The organism is Streptomyces rubradiris (genome assembly GCF_016860525.1).
In the GTDB taxonomy this organism is placed as follows: Bacteria; Actinomycetota; Actinomycetes; order Streptomycetales; family Streptomycetaceae; genus Streptomyces; species Streptomyces rubradiris.
Genome location: NZ_BNEA01000015.1, coordinates 2,018,366 through 2,038,322 on the forward strand (window position 1 = coordinate 2,018,366; position 19,957 = coordinate 2,038,322).

Consider the following 19,957-nt stretch of genomic DNA (forward strand, 5'->3'; position numbering starts at 1 on the left):
CAACCTATCCTGCACGGCACCGCCCGAGCCGGCCGCACGGGTACCGCCCGGCGCGGCCGGGCCCGGTCGGGTGAAATGCGTCCGCCGGGGCGCGGCGCGCGAAACCCCCGCTGGTCCAGCAGGGGTTTCGCCGGGGGTTCCGTAGGGGTTTCGTCGGCCGAGACGCACTCGGGCTACTCGGCGGGGTGCTCCGCCGGCTACTCGGCGGGCTCGTTCGGCTCCGCGGGCTCGGCAGGCTCGGCAGGCTCGGCCGGCTCCGCGGGCTCGGCAGGTTCAGCCGGCTCCGCGGGCTCGGCCGGCTCCGCGGGCTCTGCGGGCTCGCCCGGCTCCTTCGGCTCAGCGGGCTCTGCGGGCTCGGCCGGCTCCGCCGGCTCGGCAGGCTCCGCGGGCTTCGCCGGCTCGGCAGGCTCCGCGGGCTTCGCCGGCTCGCCAGGCTTAGCCGGCTCGGCAGGCTTAGCCGGCTCGGCAGGCTTAGCCGGCTCCGCGGGCTTATCCGGCTTCTCGCCTTGAGTCGTGCCGGCCTCCTGGTTGACCGACCCGCCGATGATGCCTGTATTGATGACTTGGTTGATGTTGTTGGTGATCTGCTGCTGGATCTGCGTCACGACCGTCGTCGGCACCCCGAGGCTCTTCGCCTTCGCCTGTGCGGCCGCCATGCCCTGTGCCCTCGCCTGCTGCGGGGAGGCGCCCCGCTTGATGGCCGTTTGGGTCGCGCTCTTCGCAGCCGCCACGACAGCCGAGGTCTGCGCTGTACCGGCCGATTTACCCGTGCTCCCCGTGCAGGTTACGGAACCCACACGGAAGGTCCCTGTTCCCTTGACCGCCATCGGTCCGATACGCCCGTCGGAGGAAGAGCGCGCCGTCTCCCCGCCGGGTGTGACGGTGAATTTCTGGTTCGGGGCGAATCCACTGCCGGTCAGGGTTCCTCCCGCGACCCGGCAGGTCGGGTTCGGGGCGGCGGAGGCCGGTGCCACCGCGCCGACGACCGCTCCGCTGACCAGCGCGGCCACCGCGGCGGCGCTCAGCACTGATTTCCCTCGCATGAAGCTCTCCTCTGCTGGCGTTTCAATTCAGCGACAGAGACTTTTCGATGGACATAAGCACGCTAACTCCGCTCCTCCGATGACGCATCCAGAGTTGCGGGCACCGGCGAGGGGTAGGTATTCTTCGGGTTTCCTTCGAGGTGACAGAATGAACAAGGCGATACCACGCATCATTTCGGTTGCCGCAGCGACCCTTTTCTGTGTGGCCGCGAGTATTTCGGCGGCTCCGGAGAGTAAGGCCGCTCCCCCGGCGTCGCTCAAGTGCTACAAAACAATTCGTGACCCGCATTCGGTCGTGTGCTATCGAATGTCCTACAGGCCACTGTTCCAAGACGGCCGGATCAGCTTCGTCCCTTTCCTCGTCCAAGTGCCCGCACCCGCGAATCCGCCGGCGGTGACAACCGTCGGCGAACTTCCGTCGACCTGAGATCGATGGATTCGGCGGTCGAGGTGGCCCGCTAGAGCCGCTCACGTAACTGCCGGGTCGGCCATGGGCCCAGCTGAACCACACCGCCGTCCACGCCTCGGACCGTCAGCTGTCGGCCGAGTTCATCGCGCGATCCTGGGCCTTGAGGTCGGCGCGCCCTTCGGGCCGTTCCCGCCCGTCGACCTGGGCAACGGCGGCACGCTCGACTACTGCGAGAAGCGTGACGAGCCGATCCAGTCGCGGCACTACGCGTTCCTCGTGCCCGACGAGGAATTCGACACCATGATCGCCCGGCTGGAGACGGCCGGGGTCACCTACTACGCCGATCCGCGCCGCACCGAACCCGGCCGGATCAACCGTCTCTTCGGTGGTCGCGGTGCCTGCTTCGACGACCCGGACGGGCACAACATGGAGATCATGACCCGCCCGTACATACGGCCGTAGCGGGCGTCACGGCTCGCGCGGGGCGGCGGTCACACGCCGGACGGGCTGTCCTGGGCGTCCTCCGGCACCATCGCCGCCCGCGCCGCCAGTTTGCGCAACATCTCCAGCACACGGTCACGGGACTCGTCGGCCGCGTCGATCGCCTCCATGCACTGCCAGTACGTCGTCTCGTCCGCGGCGGCGCTGGCCATGCCCACCAGGGATATGCCGACCTCACCGAGCAGGCCGCCGAGGCAGAGCAGGGTCTCGCGGGCGTCGTCCAGCTCGGTGAGCCGGGCGGCGCGCAGGTCGCCGGGGTCGAGTTCGGGCGGGTCCAGGACGCCGCAGCCCCGGCCCGCCAGCTCCGTCAACCCCAGCGCCTCGCCGCGCAGTTCCGGCGGGCCGGAGACCGCGAGGCGGCTCCCGATCGCCTGGGCCAGGGCCTGCGCCTGCCACACCTCCGCCATCATCTCCCCGGCGTCGGCACCGGCTGCCAGCGCCCGCCTGCTCTCGAGGATGAGCCGTACCGCATCCATACGATGCCCCCGTCCGTCCGCCGCACCCCGTCGGCACGGCCTCCTGAACTCTGCTGTCCACTACCCAGAGTGAGGGTCGTCGAGGCGAAAAGCTAGAGGAAGACGGAAATTAGTGGACAACAATTCGGATCCGTCACGCGACTTGACTGCGGAGAGTAATAACGGAACTTACGAGTCCGCCTGTTGGTGCCCGTCTCCGGTGCCCGGAACCGGGAAGCGTTGCTCGTTGCGGTCGATCTTGGCGGCCAGCGCGGCCAGCGGATCGATGCCGAGGACCTCGCAGAACTGGAGCAGGTAGGCCAGCACATCGGCGACCTCGTCGCTGACCCGGTGCGCCGTGCCCGGGTCGTCCATCACCCGGGCGGACTCCTCAGGGGTGAGCCACTGGAAGATCTCGACCAGCTCGGACGCCTCCACCGAAAGGGCGGCGACGAGGTTCTTGGGCGTGTGGTACGGCTGCCAGTTCCGCGCGGCGGCGAACTCGGCCAGTCTGCGCTGGAGGGCGGCCAGGTCGGGGTGTTCGGTCACGCGTTCAGGTGTACCACTGTGACGCCCGGGGTCCCGGCGGCCCATGAGGCGTCGTGCACCGCGGCCACGCACCGGATGTGCCCGCGTCGGCCCATCCGGGCGGCCGTCAGCAGCAGTTCCCGGCGCTGGACGGGGTCCAGGCTCCGGTCGAAGCCGTCGGCGAGGACCGTGAGGGTGCGCAGCGCGTCGGGCACCTCGCCCGGCACGTCCACGTCGAGCACGCCGGGCCCGGTCAGCAGCACCAGGGTCAGCGCGAGATAGCGCAGTTCGCCGTCGCCGAGCCGGGCCAGTGAGGTGCGGACGCCGTCGCCGCGGTCGAGCAGCGCCCGTACCGTGCCGTCGGCCAGCGGCTCGGCCACCAGGTCGGCCACCGGGCCGGCGCACCCCGTGCGCACCGCCTCGACCAGGAGCCCGTGCCGGCGGCTGCACTCGGTGCGGGTGCGCCACAGGACGTCGGCGAGGTTGTCGCAGCCGGGCAGCAGCCGGCCGGAGCCGGTGGGGACGGTGGGGACGGACCGGCGCATGCGCTCGGGGCGCGGATCGCAGGGGAAGACGGAGCGCAGGGCGACGACCATCTGCTCGGCGGCGGCGAGCACATGGCGCTGCCCGTCGGTCTTGCCGGCCACGCGCAGCGGCAGCAGGGCCGTGCCCAAGCGGTCGTCGGGGAGCGGGGCGCGGGTCACCGGGGCGGCGCCCGCGGTGTGCCAGGCGGCCTGGACGGTACGGCGCCCGGGGTCGCGCAACGCGGTCTGCAGCAGGACGACACCGCGCGCGGTCAGCCGCTCCCCCACGATCCGCAGGTCCGGTTCGGCCTGCACGGCGATGTCGAGCCGGACCGGACCCTCGGCGCCTTCGGCCGTGCACCCGATCCGGAACCCCCGGCGTCCCCCGGCGTCGGGCCGGGCCCGCTCGGGTACACAGGCGGCCGGGTCCGGGAACGCCTCCGCGAGCGGGGCGCCGCCGCCGAGCCGGGCCAGTGCCTCGCAGGCGGCGAGCGCGGTGGTCTTGCCGGCCCCGCTGGGCCCCGCGAACAGGGTGACCGGCCCGAGCGGAAACCCGGCGCCCCGGTGCCCGGCGAAGGCCGAGAGCCGCAACTCGGTGATCCGGGACCGGATGTCGGGCCGGGCATCGGGGAGCGCGGGCACGTCGGCCGCCGGCGACTCAGCGAACACGAAGGGCACGGCCATACGCGGACCGTAGAGCCCCGCTTCCTTGCCGAACCGTTTTCCCCCCGTGACAAGCCCCTGATCGGAGGACGCCAACGAACCTCATCTTGACGCTCACCAACGTTCCGTCCGCCGAGGGCGCGGGCCCCATGCTCGCCGAATACGCGAAGGCGTCTTCGCCGGGCATCGCCCCCGAGGGGCGCCCTGGTCCCGGGCGGTGCTGATGTCCGCGCGGATGAGGCCGGCCCTGGTCGGCCGGCCGTGCCTGCGTCTTTCACCCCTGACCGACCGTGATCGCCCATCGAACAGTGGACGGCGCGGTCACGCTCACCGTTCCCCGCTTGCGGGTGTTCTTCAGGTCCAGCTGGTTGTAGGCGCTGCTGACTTCACCAGCCACGCACTCCAGCGGGAAGTGCAACCCGACCGGTTCGACATCGACAGTCAGCATGCCTTTGCCCTTGCAGTTCACGAGAACCGCGAGGGGACCGCTCTTGAGACCGCCTGCGATCTCCAACTCCCGGTTGCCGTCGGCATTCACGGCTTGCGCGACGACTTCACCGGCCGGCAGAACCGGGGCCTTGGTCACGGTTTCACCGGGAAGGTGCTCGGCACGGTCAGGGGCCGGTGTGTGCGCCGATGAGGACGAGGGGCGAGCGGGCCCCTTGCTGCTGGTGCCGGGCGCGTCGCTGTCGTCGTTGCCGCAGCCGACGGCGAGAACGGCTACGGCGGTCAAAGCGGTCGCTGCCGCCAGGGGGTTCGGCTTTCCCGCTACCCGCCTGCCCGGTAAGGGGAGTGCGGTCTTGTGCGACGGTGTGTCCACCGCGATGCCTCGCGGTCGCGCCCGCGCGGGGGCGAGGATGGTGCGGCGTGCTGGAAAGGTCACGGTACGCCTGTCTGAGGGGACCGCTCCGCAAGCGGCCGATTACGGTGAACCGTATGACAGGGGCATCCCGGAACCGAAGAGTCCGTGGATCTTCCTGACCACGCCGGCAGGCGGGCCAGCGACGCATCGGGCGATGGCCGGGAGCGGCCGGCGCGCCCGGAGCCGCCGGCAGCCGAGCAGGCCGCGCCGCGGACATCGCCCGCCGGGTGAAGGCGGAGAGCGTGCGGGCATCCAGTCGCGGGTACGGCCGCGCAGCCGGTTGCGAGACCTGCGGAACCGGGGACGGCCGTGCTCTCGCCGGCTCACCCAGTGGTCCGGGCCGGGCCGGGCCGAGTCCGCGCCTGGTCCGGGTGAACCCGGCAGGACGGGCTCAGGCCCGTCGCCGCCCTCGTCACGTGCCCGTCAGTCCCGCCCCCTCCATCAGGCCGCTGACCTCCGTGCCGGGCGGGGTGAGGAGGAAGACGTTGCGGTCCACCCGGTGCATCCCGCTGCCCAGGCCGAAGACGACGCCGGTGCTGAAGTCGAGGACGCGCTTGGCCACATCCCCCTCCGCGCCGGACAGGTCGAGCAGCACCGGTACCCCGGCCATCAGGGTCTCGGCCACCTCCCGCGCGTCCGCGAAGACGTTGACGCGCAGGACCACGAACCGGCGCCGGGTCTCGGTCTCGGCGTCGGGCAGCGAGCGGTGGTTCACCGCCGACGGCCAGGAGTCCCGGCCCCGCAGCGGCACGACCTGGGCGAGCCCTTCCCACTGTTCATCGGTGACGTCGTAACGGCTCACCGGCTCCCCCTGACCTGACTCGCGACCAATTGCACCAGCCAATTCTTACGCCAAGTCACCCGTTCGGCCCAACACCGACACGAAAGGCCCCTCAGGGACCACCCCCCGCGGCCCCAGGGACGGCACGGATCACCAGCGCAAGAAGAGAAACCTCACAGGCCGTGCCGCGCCCCCGCTTCAGCGCCCTGCCCTAGCATCCGAGCCATGACGGTCCTGCCTGACGACGGGCTCTCACTGGCCGCCGAGTTCCCTGACGCGACACACGAGCAGTGGCAACGCCTGGTGGAGGGCGTACTGCGCAGGTCAGGCAGGGAACTGTCCGGCGAGGCAGCGGAAGACGCCCTGTCCACGACGCTGGAAGACGGGCTGCGCACCCGGCCCCTGTACACCGCGCGCGACGGCGCGCCCGACCCCGGCCTGCCGGGTTTCGCCCCGTTCGTGCGGGGCAGCCGCCCGGAGGGCACCGGTCCGAGCGGCTGGGACGTGCGCCAGCGGCACACGGCGCTCGGCGACGGCCCGGCGGACGCGGTGCTCGCCGACCTGGAGAACGGCGGCACCTCGCTCTGGCTGGTGCTGGGCGAGGGCGGCATCCCGGTCCCGGAGCTGGGCCGCGCGCTGGACGGGGTGTACCTGGATCTGGCCCCCGTCGTGCTGGACGCCGGCCGTGACACCGTCCGGGCCGCCGAGGCCCTGCTGCGGCTGTACGCGGACAAGGGCGTGGACGCCGGCGCGGTGCGCGGCAACCTGGGCGGTGACCCGCTCGGGTACGAGGCCCGTACCGGCACCGCGCAGCCCTTCGCGCCGTACGCCGAACTGGCCGTGCGCTGCGCCGAGGGGTACCCGGGGCTGCGCGCGCTGACCGTGGACGCGCTGCCGTACCACGAGGCGGGCGGCTCGGCCGCGCAGGAGCTGGGTGCCTCGCTGGCCACGGGTGTGGCCTATCTGCGGGAGCTGACCGAGGCCGGGCTCGGCGTCGAACAGGCCCTCGGCCAGCTGGAGTTCCGGTACGCGGCGACCGCAGACCAGTTCCTGACCATCGCCAAGCTGCGCGCGGCGCGCCGGCTGTGGGCGCGGGTCGCCGAGGTGTGCGGGGCGCCGGCGGCGGGCGCGCAGCCGCAGCACGTGGTGACGTCGCCGGTGATGATGACCCGCCGCGACCCGTGGGTGAACATGCTCCGCACCACGGTCGCGGCGCTGGCCGCCGGGGTGGGCGGCGCGGACGCGGTGACGGTGCTGCCGTTCGACCACGCGCTGGGGCTGCCCGACGCGTTCGCCCGGCGGATCGCCCGCAACACCTCCACCATCCTGATCGAGGAGTCCCATCTGGCCCGGGTCGTCGACCCGGCGGGCGGCTCCTGGTACGTGGAGCGGCTGACCGCCGACCTGGCGGAGGCCGCCTGGTCCTTCTTCCGGTCCGTCGAGCGCGACGGCGGGCAGGCGGCCGTGCTGCGCTCCGGGCGGCTGCGCACCGACCTCGCCACGACCTGGGCGGAGCGGTCCAAGCGGCTCGCCAGGCGGCGCGAACCCATCACCGGTGTCAGTGAGTTCCCGTCGCTGACGGAGAAGCCGGTGGAGCGCCGGCCCGCGCCCGAGCCGCCCTCGGGCGGGCTGCCCCGGGTGCGCCGGGACGAGGCGTACGAGGAGCTGCGCGCCCGCTCCGACGCCCATCTGGCGGCGACCGGCGCCCGGCCCCGGATCTATCTGGCCACGATCGGCTCCCCGGCCGAGTACACCGCGCGCGCGTCCTTCGCCGCCAACCTCTTCCAGGCCGGCGGCATCGAACCGGTCACCGAGGGAAACTTCGAGGACAGCGGCGCCACCGAGGCCGTGGTGTGCTCCAGCGACGCGCTCTACGCCGAACAGGCCGAGCGGACCGCGGCGACGCTGCGCGCGGCCGGGGCCCGGCACGTGTTCCTGGCGGGCCGGGGCGAGTACCCCGGCATCGACTCGTACGTCTTCGCGGGCTGTGACGCCGTGGATGTGCTGTCCGCGACCCTCGACCGCATGGGAGTGTCCTGATGGGAATCCCCGACTTCTCCGGCATCGAGCTGGGCACCCCGGCCGCCGACGCCACCGAGGACGACTGGCGCGCGGCGCTGCGGCGGGCCGCCGGGGACGCGGAGCCGGTGTGGGAGACCCCGGAGGGCATCGGGGTCAAGCCGCTGTACACCGGACGTGACCTGGAGGGCCTGGACTTCCTGGGTACCTACCCGGGCATCGCGCCGTATCTGCGCGGCCCGTACCCGACGATGTACGTCAACCAGCCCTGGACGATCCGGCAGTACGCGGGCTTCTCCACCGCCGAGGAGTCCAACGCGTTCTACCGGCGCAACCTGGCGGCCGGTCAGAAGGGCCTGTCGGTCGCCTTCGACCTGCCCACGCACCGGGGTTACGACAGCGACCACCCGCGGGTGACGGGTGACGTCGGCATGGCGGGCGTGGCCATCGACTCGATCTACGACATGCGGCAGTTGTTCGACGGCATCCCGCTGGACCGGATGACCGTGTCGATGACGATGAACGGCGCGGTGCTGCCGGTGCTGGCGCTGTACATCGTGGCGGCGGAGGAGCAGGGCGTACCGCCCGAGAAGCTGGCCGGGACCATTCAGAACGACATTCTGAAGGAGTTCATGGTCCGCAACACCTACATCTATCCGCCGAAGCCGTCGATGCGGATCATCTCCGACATCTTCGCGTACACCTCGCGGAAGATGCCGCGCTACAACTCCATCTCCATCTCCGGCTACCACATCCAGGAGGCGGGTGCGACGGCCGACCTGGAGCTGGCGTACACCCTCGCGGACGGTGTGGAGTACATCCGGGCGGGCCGTGAGGCGGGCCTGGACGTGGACGCGTTCGCGCCCCGGCTGTCGTTCTTCTGGGCGATCGGCATGAACTTCTTCATGGAGGTCGCCAAGCTGCGGGCGGCCCGGCTGCTGTGGGCGAAGCTCGTGAAGCAGTTCGACCCGCAGAACCCCAAGTCCCTGTCGCTGCGCACGCATTCGCAGACCTCGGGCTGGTCGCTGACCGCGCAGGACGTCTTCAACAACGTCACCCGCACCTGTGTGGAGGCGATGGCGGCCACCCAGGGTCACACCCAGTCGCTGCACACCAACGCGCTCGACGAGGCGCTGGCGCTGCCGACCGACTTCTCGGCGCGCATCGCCCGCAACACCCAGCTGCTGATCCAGCAGGAGTCGGGCACCACCCGGGTCATCGACCCGTGGGGCGGCAGCGCGTACGTGGAGCGGCTGACGTACGACCTGGCCCGCAAGGCGTGGGCGCACATCCAGGAGGTCGAGCGGGCGGGCGGCATGGCGCAGGCCATCGACGCGGGCATCCCGAAGCTGCGCGTGGAGGAGGCCGCGGCCCGCACCCAGGCCCGGATCGACTCCGGGCGGCAGCCGGTGATCGGCGTGAACAAGTACCGGGTGGACAGCGACGAGCAGATCGAGGTGCTGAAGGTCGACAACTCGGCCGTGCGCGCCCAGCAGATCGAGAAGCTGCGGCGGCTGCGCGCGGAGCGGGACGAGACCGCCTGCCGGGACGCGCTGGACGCGCTGACCCGGGCGGCGGACGGCACCGACAACCTGCTGGAGCTCGCGGTGCGCGCGGCCCGCGCCAAGGCGACGGTCGGCGAGATCTCCGACGCCCTGGAGAAGGTGTACGGGCGGCACGCCGGGCAGATCCGTACGATCTCCGGTGTGTACCGCAACGAGGCAGGGCAGTCGGCGTCGGTGGACCGCACCCGGGCGCTGGTGGACGCGTTCGGGGAGGCCGAGGGGCGCCGGCCGCGCATCCTGGTGGCGAAGATGGGGCAGGACGGCCACGACCGCGGCCAGAAGGTGATCGCGACGGCCTTCGCCGACCTCGGTTTCGACGTGGACGTCGGCCCGCTGTTCCAGACGCCGGAGGAGGTCGCCCGGCAGGCGGTCGAGGCGGATGTGCACGTGGTCGGGGTGTCCTCGCTGGCCGCCGGGCACCTCACGCTGGTGCCGGCGTTGCGCGAGAAGCTCGCCGAGGAAGGCCGCGAGGACATCATGATCGTGGTCGGCGGGGTGATCCCGCCGCAGGACGTGCCGACGCTCAGGGAGATGGGCGCGGCGGAGGTGTTCCTGCCCGGGACGGTGATCCCGGACGCGGCCCACGACCTGGTGAAGCGGCTGGCGGCCGACCTCGGGCACGAGCTGTAGCGGCGATGGCAGCGATCGATCTCGACACGTACGTGAAGGGTGTGCTCGACGGGAAACGGGCCCTGGTGGCCCGCGCCATCACGCTCGTGGAGTCCACCCGGCCACAACACCGGGAGCTGGCGCAGCGGCTGCTGACCGAGCTGCTGCCATACAGCGGCCGGGCGCGGCGGATCGGTGTGAGCGGGGTGCCCGGTGTCGGCAAGTCGACGTTCATCGACGCGTTCGGCACGATGCTGACCTCGCTGGGGCACCGGGTCGCGGTGCTCGCCGTCGACCCGTCCTCGACCCGCACGGGCGGCTCCATCCTCGGTGACAAGACGCGGATGGAGCGGCTCGCGGTGGACCCGGCGGCCTTTGTCCGGCCCTCCCCCAGCGCGGGCACGCTGGGCGGGGTCGCCAAGGCCACCCGGGAGTCGATGGTGGTGATGGAGGCGGCGGGCTACGACGTGGTCCTGGTGGAGACCGTCGGGGTGGGCCAGTCGGAGACGGCGGTCGCCGACATGGTCGACTCCTTCCTGCTGCTCACCCTGGCCCGCACCGGCGATCAGTTGCAGGGCATCAAGAAGGGTGTCCTGGAGCTGGCCGACGTGATCGCCGTGAACAAGGCGGACGGCCCGCACGAGCGGGACGCGCGGGCCGCGGCCCGGGAACTGGCGGGCGCGCTGCGACTGATGCACGGCAAGGACGCCTTCTGGACGCCGCCGGTGCTGCATTGCAGCGCGCGGGAGCCGGCCGGTCTGGACACGGTGTGGGAGCGGCTGGAGCAGCACCGCCGGCTGCTGGAGACCACCGGGCGGCTGGCGGCCAGGCGCAGGGAGCAGCAGGTCGGCTGGGTGTGGGCGATGGTCCGGGACGAGCTGCTGGGCCGGCTGCACGCCGATCCGGCGGTCCGCGCGGCCGCCCCGGACCTGGAACGCCGGGTCAGGGAGGGCGAGTTGACTGCGACGTTGGCGGCGGAGCGGATTCTGGCCGCCTTCGAGGGCCGTACGGGTCCCACGGCCGGGGACTGACCGGGAGCGGTCCCGGGGGCGTGCCCCGGGACCGCGTGCCGGGCCGGTGCCACCAGGTGACGGGCAGCGAGGTCACGCCGTGGACCAGCCGGCCGGCGGACCGGGGCACCTGGTCGGCCGGGGTGTCCAGGCGCAGCGTGGGGAACCTGCGCAGCAGACTGCCGAGGGCGCCGACGGAGAACAGCACGAACAGCGTGAGCCCGGTGACGAACACCTTGCGGCGCCCGGGGACGGTGCGTCGACGTGCAGGGTGCGGGGCAGCGTGCCGTGGCGCCTGGCCTGCACCATCTTGCTCACGCCGCCGACGCCGGCCGCCGCCATGGTGTGCCCGATGTTCGACTTCAGCGAGCCGAGCCGCAGCGGACGGGTGGCCGGCCGGTTCTGGCCGTAGGTGGCGAGCAGGGCCTGGGCCTCGATGGGGTCGCCGAGCCGGGTGCCGGTGCCGTGCGCCTCCACTGCGTCTACGTCCCCCGGCATGAGCCGGGCGTCGGCGAGGGCCTGCCGGATCACCCGGCGCTGGGCGCGGCCGTTGGGCGCGGTCAGACCGTTGCCGGCGCCGTCCTGGTTGACCGCGCTGCCCCGCACCACGGCCAGCACCGGGTGCCCGAGCCGCCGGGCGTCGGACAGCCGCTCCAGCAGGAGCAGGCCCCACGCCCTCGCCCCAGGCCGTGCCGTCGGCGGCGCCGGCGAAGGACTTGCAGTGGCACCAGTTCGCGGTGGAGTGCGCGCACCCCGGACAGCTCGGCCGCGGCCTCCTCGGCCAGCCGCTCGGCGAGCGCGGCCGGGGTGGGGCAGTCGGACAGCACGGTCGGCGGCACCTGGAGGCCGGTCGTCGCCGTCATCTGGTCGCGCAGTTCGACGGCGGTGAGCGAGTCGATGCCGATGTCCTTGAAGGACCGCGCCGGGTCCACGTCGTCGGGACCGGCGTGCCCGAAGACCGCGGCGGTGTCCCGGCGGACGATGTCGAGCAGGGCGCGGGCCCGTAGAACGTGTCGAAGATCACTCCCGGGAAGCCGCCCGGGTGTTGGTAGCCTCGGCAGACCAACTGGGCGGTGGCCAGGGCCGATTCGAGTGGGTTGCGCGGGAAGCCGCAGCCGGACGAGGATCATCTCCTTGTGAGCCAACATTTCGATGTCGTTGTTCTAGGAGCGGGCCCGGGCGGCTACACCGCGGCGGTTCGCAGCGCACAACTCGGCCTGTCCACCGCGGTGGTGGAGGAGCGTTACTGGGGAGGTGTCTGCCTCAACGTCGGCTGCATCCCCTCCAAGGCGCTGCTGCGCAACGCCGAGATGGTGCAGTTCGTCACGAACGAAGCCAAGGCGTACGGAATCTCCGTGGGCGACAACGTGTCCGCGGACTTCCGGGTCGCCCACGAGCGCAGCCGCAAGGTGGCCGACGGCCGGGTCAAGGGCGTTCACTATCTGATGAAGAAGAACGCCATCACCCAGTTCGAGGGTCGGGGTGTCTTCACCGACGACCACAGCCTGACGGTGACCTACCCGGACGGCCGCACGGAGGCGGTGACTTTCGGCCACTGCATCATCGCCGCGGGCGCCACGCCCCGGCTGCTGCCCGGCACCTCCCTGTCGGACCGTGTGGTCACCTACGAGAGCCAGATCCTCAGCGAGACGCTGCCGGACAGCATCGTCATCGCGGGCGCCGGCGCCATCGGTGTGGAGTTCGCCTATGTGCTGCGCAGCTACGGCGTGGACGTCACCATCGTGGAGTTCCTCGACCGCATGGTCCCGCTGGAGGACGAGGAGATCTCCAAGGAACTGGCGAAGCACTACCGCAAGCTCGGCATCGAGGTGCTGACCGGCACGGCCGTGGAGAGCATCGACGACTCGGGCCCGCGGGTCCGGGTGACCGTGAACAAGAACGGCGAGCGCCGGACCCTGGAGACCGACAAGGTGCTCCAGGCCATCGGCTTCGCGCCGAACGTGCGGGGCTACGGCCTGGAGAACACCGGGGTCCGCCTCACCGAGCGCGGCGCCATCGACGTCGACGGCCGGTGCCGGACCAGCGTGCCGCACATCTTCGCCATCGGTGACGTCACCGCCAAGCTGATGCTGGCGCACGCCGCCGAGTCCATGGGCGTGGTGGCCGCGGAGACCATCGCGGACGCGGAGACCATGGAGCTGGACTACACCATGATTCCGCGGGCGACCTACTGCCAGCCCCAGGTGGCCAGCTTCGGCTGGACGGAGGCCCAGGCCCGCGAGCGGGGCTTCGACGTCCAGGTGGCCAAGTTCCCCTTCACCGCCAACGGCAAGGCGCACGGCCTCGGTCACCCCGTCGGCTTCGTCAAGATCATCAGCGATGCCACGCACGGTGAGCTGCTCGGCGCCCACCTCATCGGCCCCGAGGTCACCGAACTGCTTCCGGAGCTGACCCTGGCCCAGCAGTGGGACCTGACGGTCCACGAGGTCGCCCGCAACGTGCACGCGCACCCGACGCTCGGCGAGGCGGTCAAGGAGGCCATCCACGGCCTGGCCGGCCACATGATCAACATGTGACACACCGGTACCGCTTCCCCCCTGTCTGACCTGCGGTGATGCAGGTCAGACAGGGAGCCTGCGACATCCCTGGGCCTCCTCTGGGACTTCGCGCCCGCGGTCGACGAGGCCCTTCTCCAGCCGCTTCTCTCTCCCCCCGCACGAGCGCCGTTGGCGCTGTCCTTCTTCAGAGGAGAGATCACATCCAACGCCGCCAAGCCGCGTCTCTGCACGCGTAGTTGGAGTAGTGCCGACCCACTGACTTGCGCTCGCGTCTGGTGAAGGGGCGTCCCGGAAATGAACGGCCGGGTCACCCTGGTACGCGGTACGGTGCGCAGATGTCGGAGATCAGGAAGTTTCAAGTCACCTTTGACTGTGCGGAACCTGAGCGTCTCGCTCGCTTCTGGTGCGAAGTGCTGGGGTACGTCATGCCACCACCCGAGGGGTTCACCACCTGGGACGATTTCAACCGCACCCTGCCTCCTGAGAAACGGGGATCATGGGCCGCCTGCTGTGATCCCTCGGGCGTGGGTCCGCGCCTGTACTTCCAGCGCGTCCCTGAAGGAAAGGTCGTCAAGAACCGGGTGCATCTCGACGTCCGGGTCGGCACCGGACTCGTGGGGGACGAGCGTCTCGCCGCGCTTGAAGCCGAGTGCGCGCGGCTGGTCAAGCTCGGTGCCACCCACGTGCAAACGCTGTACGCCGATGAGGAAAACGAGTCGTGCATCCCGATGCTGGACATCGAGGGCAACGAGTTCTGTATCGACTGAACATGCCCGTGCCCCGATAGCCGCCGTCCGCGAAGACGGTGGCCCGGCCCTGCCCGACTGTGGCCCGGCCTACGGTGGCCTTCGCGCCGGAAAGTCGATCATCTCGGCCGGCCAACAGCCGAGGGGCAGCTCTCAGTTGCTGTGGTCAGCAGGGCTTGAAGTCGGGGTAGTAGGCCGCGGCGGCAGTCGCGGTGTTGATGTTCCGTGGGAAGAGCGCGGCTTCGTAGGCACGGATGGCCGCGTCGATGTCCTGTGGCTGTTCGGCGATGGCGTTGCCGAGCCGGCCCGCGTCGAAGAGCGCCCAGTTCGCTCCTTCGCCGTCCGGCGGTGCCAGGTGGGCGGCGTCTCCGATGAGCGTGACCCCCGGTACGTGTTCCCAGCGGTGCCCGATCGGCAGCCCGTACAAGGGGCGGAAGATCGGCGGGGTGTCGCTGTCCGCGACCAGGGCGACGAGCTCCGGCGCCCACCCCTCGAACATCGCCGCGACGGTGCGGGCGGCCGCGGGGCCGTCTGCGAAGTCGATGCCGTCGAACCAGTCGAGCGGCTGGTCGAACATGGCGTAGGAGTGCAGGGTGTCCGCACGCTCGCGCTGCACGCCGAGACCGATGCGGGTGGTCTCGTCGTAGGCGGTCATCGACCCGCCGCCGACCAGCGCCAGTGTGGCGGGGTGCCGGGTGCCGCTCTCATACAGGTACGTCTCGACCATCGAGCGTCCGGCATAGACGGGCGTGGCGTCGGAGAGCAACGGCCGGACCTTCGACCAGGCACCGTCGGCGCCGACGACGATGTCGGTGACCGTCGTCGACCCGTCGGCGAAGGTCACTTCGTGACGGCCGTCGGCGAGGGTCCGGACGCTCCGGGTCTTGTGGCCCCAGACGACGCTGTCGGCAGGCAGGGATTCCAGCAGCAACTGTCGCAGCTCGCCACGCTGCACCTCGGGGCGGCCTCCGGCGGGGTCATCGGGCCGGTCCGCCAGGATGGTGCCGTCAGGCGCCACGTCGCGGGACGCCTGGCGGCCTTCGAGGACGAGGGACCGGAAGCCGTCCATCAGGCCGGCCGCACGGATACCGTGCTGTCCGTTGTAGTCGTGGATGTCGAGCATGCCGCCTTGGCCACGGGCCTGGGCGGACACCTCCGCCTCGTACACCGTGGACGGGATTCCATGTACTGCCAGGGTTCGTGCCAGTGTCAGTCCCGCGAGACCGGCACCGATGATGGTGATCTGAGTCATACACGCTTCCTTACCGCTGGTGTCCGGACCGGCGGTCCCGGCCGCGAGGCCGCAGGCCGCCATGCGGAGTGGTGGAGCCGGGTCAGGGAGAGCCGGGTGGTTCGATCCGGGAGGCGAGTTGTTCCAGCAGTTCGTGGAGTCGCGCCCGCTCCGCGGCGCCGAGCGGCGCGAGGATCGACTCCTCGACGCGGTCCATGGCCTCTTCGAATCCCTGGATCAGTTCGAAGCCCGCTGGAGTGACCTGCACCCGGCGGCTTCGCGTGTCGTCCTCCTGCGTCCGGCGCTCCACGAGTCCGCGCCGTTCGAGTCCGGCCAGGAGCCGCGAGACGCTCGGCGCACTGGTGCGCATGGCCCGTGCGACGTCACGCTGAATGGCATCCGGGTTCTTCGACAGGTACGCCAGCACGGCACTCTGCTCGTGCGTGAGGCCGCGTTCCCGTATCCAGTCATCAGCGATCCGTCGCTGCCCCCACACCACCCATCGCATCAGCTCCAACGTGCTCTCCCGCTGCGCACCCTTCATAGTTAGCACGTTAACTGTTGCGGCGCTAACAATCAATGGCCGGGGTTCCGTCCGGAGCAAACGCGTGGCGGAAGGTGAAGGCGTGCGGCGCGGGGCCGTGCTCGTGGAGGTGCTCCAGCCGGGCGACCCCGTCCCGCCAAGTGGGTATCACGCCGTCGGAGACCCACCAGAACGCGTGTTTCGGGTGCGCCGACCTTTCGAACCAGTCGTAACGCCTGTTCAGCGCCTCACGGTGCAGGCCGGTGTAGACGGCGTCGAAGGCGGGGCGCAGGCCGGTCCAGAGGGAGAGGGTCGTGGCCAGGGCGGTGGTCTGCGCCGTACGGCCCTTGTCGTACCAGGCCGGTACGGTGAACTCCCCCCACGCACCCCAGTCCGCCTCGAAGAGCACGCCCCGGGCGCCGTCCGCCGCTTCGGCGTGCGCGAGGTATCCGGGCTGCCGGCTGATCTCCGGGTAGACGGCCCCGCCGATGTCGTAGAACTCCTGCGTGGCGGGGGCGGGATCGGTGAGCGGTGACTTCAGGACGCCGAACGTGTACAGAGCAAGGTGGGGCATGCGTCTCTCCCTGGCTGGGGGTGCCTGATGCGGACCCGGTCCGGCGGACGGCTCAGCGCGGGGAAACCCCTGCGCGACCGTGGACAACCGCCGAAGACCAGCCGAAGGTAGCCGCCTGCGCGAGCCCTGTCGAAGTTGCGTTTTCCCCGCACAAGTGGCCTTCCGCGGCAGTCCCACCGCCGCTGGTCCCGCCGCGGCGGCGAGGCGAATCAGGTGGGATCAGCCGACGAACGAAGCGCCAGTGGACCGAGCCTTGCGGATCAGTCAGCGGGAACGGAACCATGTCAGCCATGAACCCCGTGACACCACCCTCCGGTCCCTCCGGCGACGCTGCGACAGACCTTGTCGCCTGCCCCTGCTGCTTCCAGCGGACCCTTGAAGAGCGGGCCAACTTCGAGATCTGTCCGGAGTGCGGCTGGGAGGACGACGGTCAAGACGACTCGGACGCACACATCGTCCGAGGCGGGCCCAACGGCTTGTTGAGCTTGGCGCAGGCACGACTGGACTACCTCAAGGAAGCGGCCGAGGCGGACGACGAGTCCGTGGCACGCGGCGGTGAGGGTCTGTGATGGTCCGCAGCACAGCTCCGGATCGCGGACCCGGCCGATCAGGCAGGCATGCGGCAGCCGCCCGCTTCGTCAGCCGGCTGACGGCTGACGGCTGACGTGACGGATGACGGCTGGCGGCTGGCGGCTGGCGGCTCACAACTGGTCCCCCACGCCCGCCGGTTCCGGAGGGTGCTTCCCGCCCCCGTCCTTGATGTCCTCCTCGCAGGTTCTTCCGTCGTAGGACTGGTCATTGGGGATCATCAGCACTCCGGCGACCTGTTCCGGATGCTCGACGGGGAGCCAGTCGTCGCCCGTGTGGCTACCGTGCGGCCCGAACGCCTGGTACGCGTAGACCGTCTGACACGCCAACGCCACGCGCTCCTTGTCGACCGCGCAGGCGTCCACCCCCGGGCCGGTCCGCTCGCCGGCGCCGGTGCCGTCGAAGCGGAAGCGGAAGTGCACCTGGTCGCCTTCGGCCGGCACCTGCGGGTGGGGATCGAGGCGCCAGTCGACGACCTCGGCGGTGACGCCGAGAGGCCGCCCGGACGTGTCCACGACCCGCACCCTGACACCGGCCTCCCCTCGCTCCGCGGTCGTGTCGGTGCAGCCCCAGTGGGACGAGCAGCCGGACAGGGCGAGAATCACCAGCGCCAAGGGGGCACCGGCGAGTACCCGTGCGGAAAACACCGAGGTGACCTCCAGTCAGTGCGGAGCGGAGAGTGTACTCGCCCTGACGGGACCGTCGCCCTGATCCGGAGCGCCAACCAGGCTGCCGTTACTGGCCGTTCAGGGCGTGTAGACGGTGGGGCGCGGCGCGGTGGGCATGTTGGCGCCGAGGAAGAAACTCGGGTGCGGCGGCTGGTTGTAGGCGGTGTTCTGCCAGGCCAGCGCCGTGCGGTACTGGGTGTCGTGCAGCAGGGTGGTGATCCTGGTGCCGGTCTGGTACGGCGTCGAGTAGATCCGCAGGGCGCGGTTGTCGGCGGTCCGCCAGACGACCTCCTCACGCCAGTCGCCGAGGATGTCCCCGGACAGCGCGGGCGTGGACTTGGTGCCGTTGTTGGATGAGACCCCGGAGCCGGTCAGCAGCCGGGTGTCGCCGGAGGTGCCGTACTTGTCGATACGGGTGCCGTCGAGGAGTTCCCGGACGGTGTCGCCGTCCCACCAAGAAAGGAAGTTGACGCTGGAGGGTTCGCGGCCGAGGGCGGCGCCGGTCGCCGAGCGCAGGGTGGTGTCGGAGGCCGACCACGCCTCGGCGCCGGGGCTGCCGGCGTAGATGTCTCCGGCGACACCACGCCCGTTGTCGGCGCCGGAGGCCGTCTGCCACAGGACCTGTCCGGTGCGGGCGTCGGCCATCCAGGAGCCCGGCTTGGCCGAGTCCTCGTCGACCTTGAAGTACTCCAGGCCCGGCCGGGCGGGGTCGAGGTCACCGAGGTGTGCCGCGTCGCCGTGGCCCAGCCGGGTGGTCCACAGGCCGGCGCCGTTGTCGTCCACGGTCATCGCGCCGTAGACGATCTCGTCCTTGCCGTCGGCGTCCACGTCGGCGACGGACAGGGCGTGGTTGCCCTGACCGTCGTATCCCTTCCCGGAGTTGGTGGAGGAGTTGGTGTCGAAGGTCCAGCGGCGGGTGAACTGGCCGTTCCGCCAGTCCCAGGCGGCGATGACGGTACGGGTGTAGTAGCCGCGCGCCATGATCAGGGAGGGGCGGGCGCCGTCCAGGTAGGCGGTGCCGGCGAGGAAGCGGTCGACGCGGTTGCCGTAGGAGTCGCCCCAGGAGGAGACCGTGCCGCGGGCCGGGACGTAGTCGACGCTCTGCATCGCCTTGCCGGTCTGCCCGTTGAACATGGTCAGGTACTCGGGGCCGGACAGGATGTAGCCGCCGGAGTTGCGGTGGTCGGCGGAGGCGTCGCCGATGACCGCGCCGGTGCCGTCCCGGGTGCCGTCGGCGGTCTTCATCGCCACCTCGGCCTTGCCGTCGCCGTCGTAGTCGTACACCTGGAACTGGGTGTAGTGGGCGCCGGAGCGGATGTTGCGGCCCAGGTCGACGCGCCACAGGCGGGTGCCGTCCAGCCGTATGCCGTCGACGTAGGTGTTGCCGGTGTAGCCGGACTGGGAGTTGTCCTTGGCGTTGGTCGGCTGCCACTTCAGCACCAGGTCGAGCCGGCCGTCCCCGTCGAGGTCGCCGGTACTGGCGTCGTTGGCCTCGTAGGTGTACGCCACCCCGTCCGGGGTGGTGCCGCCGGCCGGCGGGGAGAGCGGTACGTCGAGATAGCCGGGCCGGAACTGGAGGGCGTGCTCCGAGGCGGGCTGCTCGGTGCCGCCCACCACCGCGCGCACCGTGTAGTCGGCCGAGTCGGGGGCGCCGGGGTCGAAGTAGTTCGTGGTGGCGGTGACGGGCGAGGAGTTGAGCTTGGTGCTGCCGCGGTAGACGTTGAACGCCACGTTGTCGGGGTCGGTGGCGAGCCAGCGCCAGGACACCAGGTTGCCGCTGCTGGTGTGGACGCTGGTCAGGCCCCGGTCCAGGCGTTCCACCTGGCGCGCGGTCGCCGCGTGCGCGGTCCCCGGCAGTCCGGCGAGCGCGGTGGCGGCCAGCGCGGCGGCGGAGAGGCCGATGGTCAGCCGGTGTCTGGTGTTCCGGGAGCGGCGGGGGGTGCGGGCATGCGGGTGTGCGTCGGTCACGATGACCTCCGAGGGGTGTGGGGGGGGCGCGGCCGGCAGTGCGCTCACGCGAATATGGGAACGCTCCCACGCGGTGTGAGGTTAGGGACGCCCTGATACCTGGTCAAGGATTCTGACCGAGTTCGTGTTCGTCATTGTTCAGATCCGTTTCTTTTCAGGGGCAGTCCGGCA

The 19,957-nt window shown here is 71.1% G+C and carries 17 protein-coding genes and 3 pseudogenes; 7 read left to right on the forward strand and 13 right to left on the reverse strand.

The annotated features are described in order from the left end of the window. Positions 1-197 precede the first annotated feature (197 nt). Positions 198-1,028, reverse strand: a complete 831-nt coding sequence (locus Srubr_RS40955) for a hypothetical protein (protein ID WP_229926434.1) — start codon at positions 1,026-1,028, stop codon at positions 198-200. A 491-nt stretch (positions 1,029-1,519) separates the two neighbouring features. On the opposite strand from Srubr_RS40955, the pseudogene Srubr_RS22110 reads away from it, so the two are divergent. Beyond that, positions 1,520-1,914, forward strand: a pseudogene (locus tag Srubr_RS22110) (VOC family protein). A gap of 29 nt (positions 1,915-1,943) precedes the next feature. On the opposite strand, the gene Srubr_RS22115 reads toward Srubr_RS22110, so the two are convergent. The 5 genes from Srubr_RS22115 to Srubr_RS22135 form a co-directional block, all read right to left on the reverse strand. After that, a complete protein-coding gene (locus tag Srubr_RS22115) occupies positions 1,944-2,429 on the reverse strand; it encodes a DUF6099 family protein (protein ID WP_189989900.1) in 486 nt (161 codons plus the stop codon). 168 nt (positions 2,430-2,597) lie between these two features. After that, entirely contained in the window at positions 2,598-3,002 is a 405-nt protein-coding gene (locus tag Srubr_RS22120; RefSeq protein ID WP_229926433.1) for a nucleotide pyrophosphohydrolase, read from the reverse strand. Next, entirely contained in the window at positions 2,954-4,144 is a 1,191-nt protein-coding gene (locus tag Srubr_RS22125) for an AAA family ATPase (RefSeq protein WP_189989896.1), read from the reverse strand. Before Srubr_RS22125 ends, Srubr_RS22120 begins: the two co-directional genes overlap by 49 nt. Positions 4,145-4,397: 253 nt before the next feature. After that, a complete protein-coding gene (locus tag Srubr_RS40960) occupies positions 4,398-4,856 on the reverse strand; it encodes a hypothetical protein (protein WP_229926432.1) in 459 nt (152 codons plus the stop codon). A 541-nt stretch (positions 4,857-5,397) separates the two neighbouring features. Further along, positions 5,398-5,787 carry a cell division protein SepF gene (locus Srubr_RS22135; protein WP_189989895.1) on the reverse strand — a complete coding sequence of 130 codons (390 nt, stop codon included), beginning with the start codon at positions 5,785-5,787 and terminating at the stop codon, positions 5,398-5,400. Between the two features lie 204 nt (positions 5,788-5,991). Between Srubr_RS22135 and Srubr_RS22140 the strand changes: the two genes are divergently transcribed. The 3 genes from Srubr_RS22140 to meaB are packed head-to-tail and all read left to right on the forward strand — an operon-like array spanning position 5,992 to position 10,990. After that, positions 5,992-7,806 carry a methylmalonyl-CoA mutase family protein gene (locus Srubr_RS22140; RefSeq protein ID WP_189989893.1) on the forward strand — a complete coding sequence of 605 codons (1,815 nt, stop codon included), beginning with the start codon at positions 5,992-5,994 and terminating at the stop codon, positions 7,804-7,806. Continuing rightward, positions 7,806-9,980: a methylmalonyl-CoA mutase gene (gene scpA / locus Srubr_RS22145; protein ID WP_189989891.1), complete on the forward strand. Its 2,175-nt coding sequence runs from the start codon at positions 7,806-7,808 to the stop codon at positions 9,978-9,980. The genes Srubr_RS22140 and scpA overlap by 1 nt, the downstream gene beginning before the upstream one ends. A gap of 5 nt (positions 9,981-9,985) precedes the next feature. After that, positions 9,986-10,990: a methylmalonyl Co-A mutase-associated GTPase MeaB gene (meaB, locus tag Srubr_RS22150; RefSeq protein WP_189989889.1), complete on the forward strand. Its 1,005-nt coding sequence runs from the start codon at positions 9,986-9,988 to the stop codon at positions 10,988-10,990. Positions 10,991-11,215: 225 nt separating this feature from the next. On the opposite strand, the pseudogene Srubr_RS22155 reads toward meaB, so the two are convergent. Next, positions 11,216-11,690: pseudogene (locus Srubr_RS22155) on the reverse strand (beta-ketoacyl synthase N-terminal-like domain-containing protein); the annotation flags it as partial. 73 nt (positions 11,691-11,763) lie between these two features. After that, positions 11,764-12,117 (reverse strand): annotated as a pseudogene (locus tag Srubr_RS22160) (acyl carrier protein); the annotation flags it as partial. Between Srubr_RS22160 and lpdA the strand changes: the two are divergent. Continuing rightward, positions 12,106-13,506, forward strand: coding sequence for a dihydrolipoyl dehydrogenase (gene lpdA / locus Srubr_RS22165; protein ID WP_189989887.1), 1,401 nt, complete (start codon positions 12,106-12,108; stop codon positions 13,504-13,506). The pseudogene Srubr_RS22160 and the gene lpdA sit on opposite strands and share 12 nt — an antisense overlap. Positions 13,507-13,823: 317 nt before the next feature. Next, the gene (locus tag Srubr_RS22170) at positions 13,824-14,255 is read left to right on the forward strand and encodes a VOC family protein (protein ID WP_189989885.1); all 432 of its coding nucleotides are present in this window, start codon (positions 13,824-13,826) and stop codon (positions 14,253-14,255) included. 145 nt (positions 14,256-14,400) lie between these two features. Here Srubr_RS22170 and Srubr_RS22175 read toward each other — a convergent pair whose 3' ends face one another. The 3 genes from Srubr_RS22175 to Srubr_RS22185 all read right to left on the reverse strand — a co-directional run bounded on the left by Srubr_RS22175 (position 14,401) and on the right by Srubr_RS22185 (position 16,562). Further along, positions 14,401-15,486 (reverse strand): FAD-dependent oxidoreductase, encoded by a 1,086-nt coding sequence (locus Srubr_RS22175; RefSeq protein WP_189989884.1) that lies wholly within the window; start codon positions 15,484-15,486, stop codon positions 14,401-14,403. A gap of 82 nt (positions 15,487-15,568) precedes the next feature. Beyond that, on the reverse strand, positions 15,569-16,009 hold the full coding sequence (locus tag Srubr_RS22180) for a MarR family winged helix-turn-helix transcriptional regulator (RefSeq protein ID WP_189989882.1): 441 nt from the start codon (positions 16,007-16,009) through the stop codon (positions 15,569-15,571). Between the two features lie 25 nt (positions 16,010-16,034). Next, entirely contained in the window at positions 16,035-16,562 is a 528-nt protein-coding gene (locus tag Srubr_RS22185) for a DUF3291 domain-containing protein (RefSeq protein WP_189989880.1), read from the reverse strand. Between the two features lie 290 nt (positions 16,563-16,852). Here Srubr_RS22185 and Srubr_RS22190 point away from each other — a divergent pair, with 290 nt between their 5' ends. Next, on the forward strand, positions 16,853-17,131 hold the full coding sequence (locus Srubr_RS22190) for a CPCC family cysteine-rich protein (RefSeq protein WP_229926431.1): 279 nt from the start codon (positions 16,853-16,855) through the stop codon (positions 17,129-17,131). A gap of 132 nt (positions 17,132-17,263) precedes the next feature. Here the strand turns inward: Srubr_RS22190 and Srubr_RS22195 are convergent, their stop codons facing one another. Both Srubr_RS22195 and Srubr_RS22200 read right to left on the reverse strand, forming a co-directional pair. After that, positions 17,264-17,797 (reverse strand): hypothetical protein, encoded by a 534-nt coding sequence (locus Srubr_RS22195; RefSeq protein ID WP_189989876.1) that lies wholly within the window; start codon positions 17,795-17,797, stop codon positions 17,264-17,266. Between the two features lie 99 nt (positions 17,798-17,896). Continuing rightward, a complete protein-coding gene (locus tag Srubr_RS22200) occupies positions 17,897-19,786 on the reverse strand; it encodes a rhamnogalacturonan lyase (protein WP_189989874.1) in 1,890 nt (629 codons plus the stop codon). Positions 19,787-19,957: the final 171 nt, after the last annotated feature.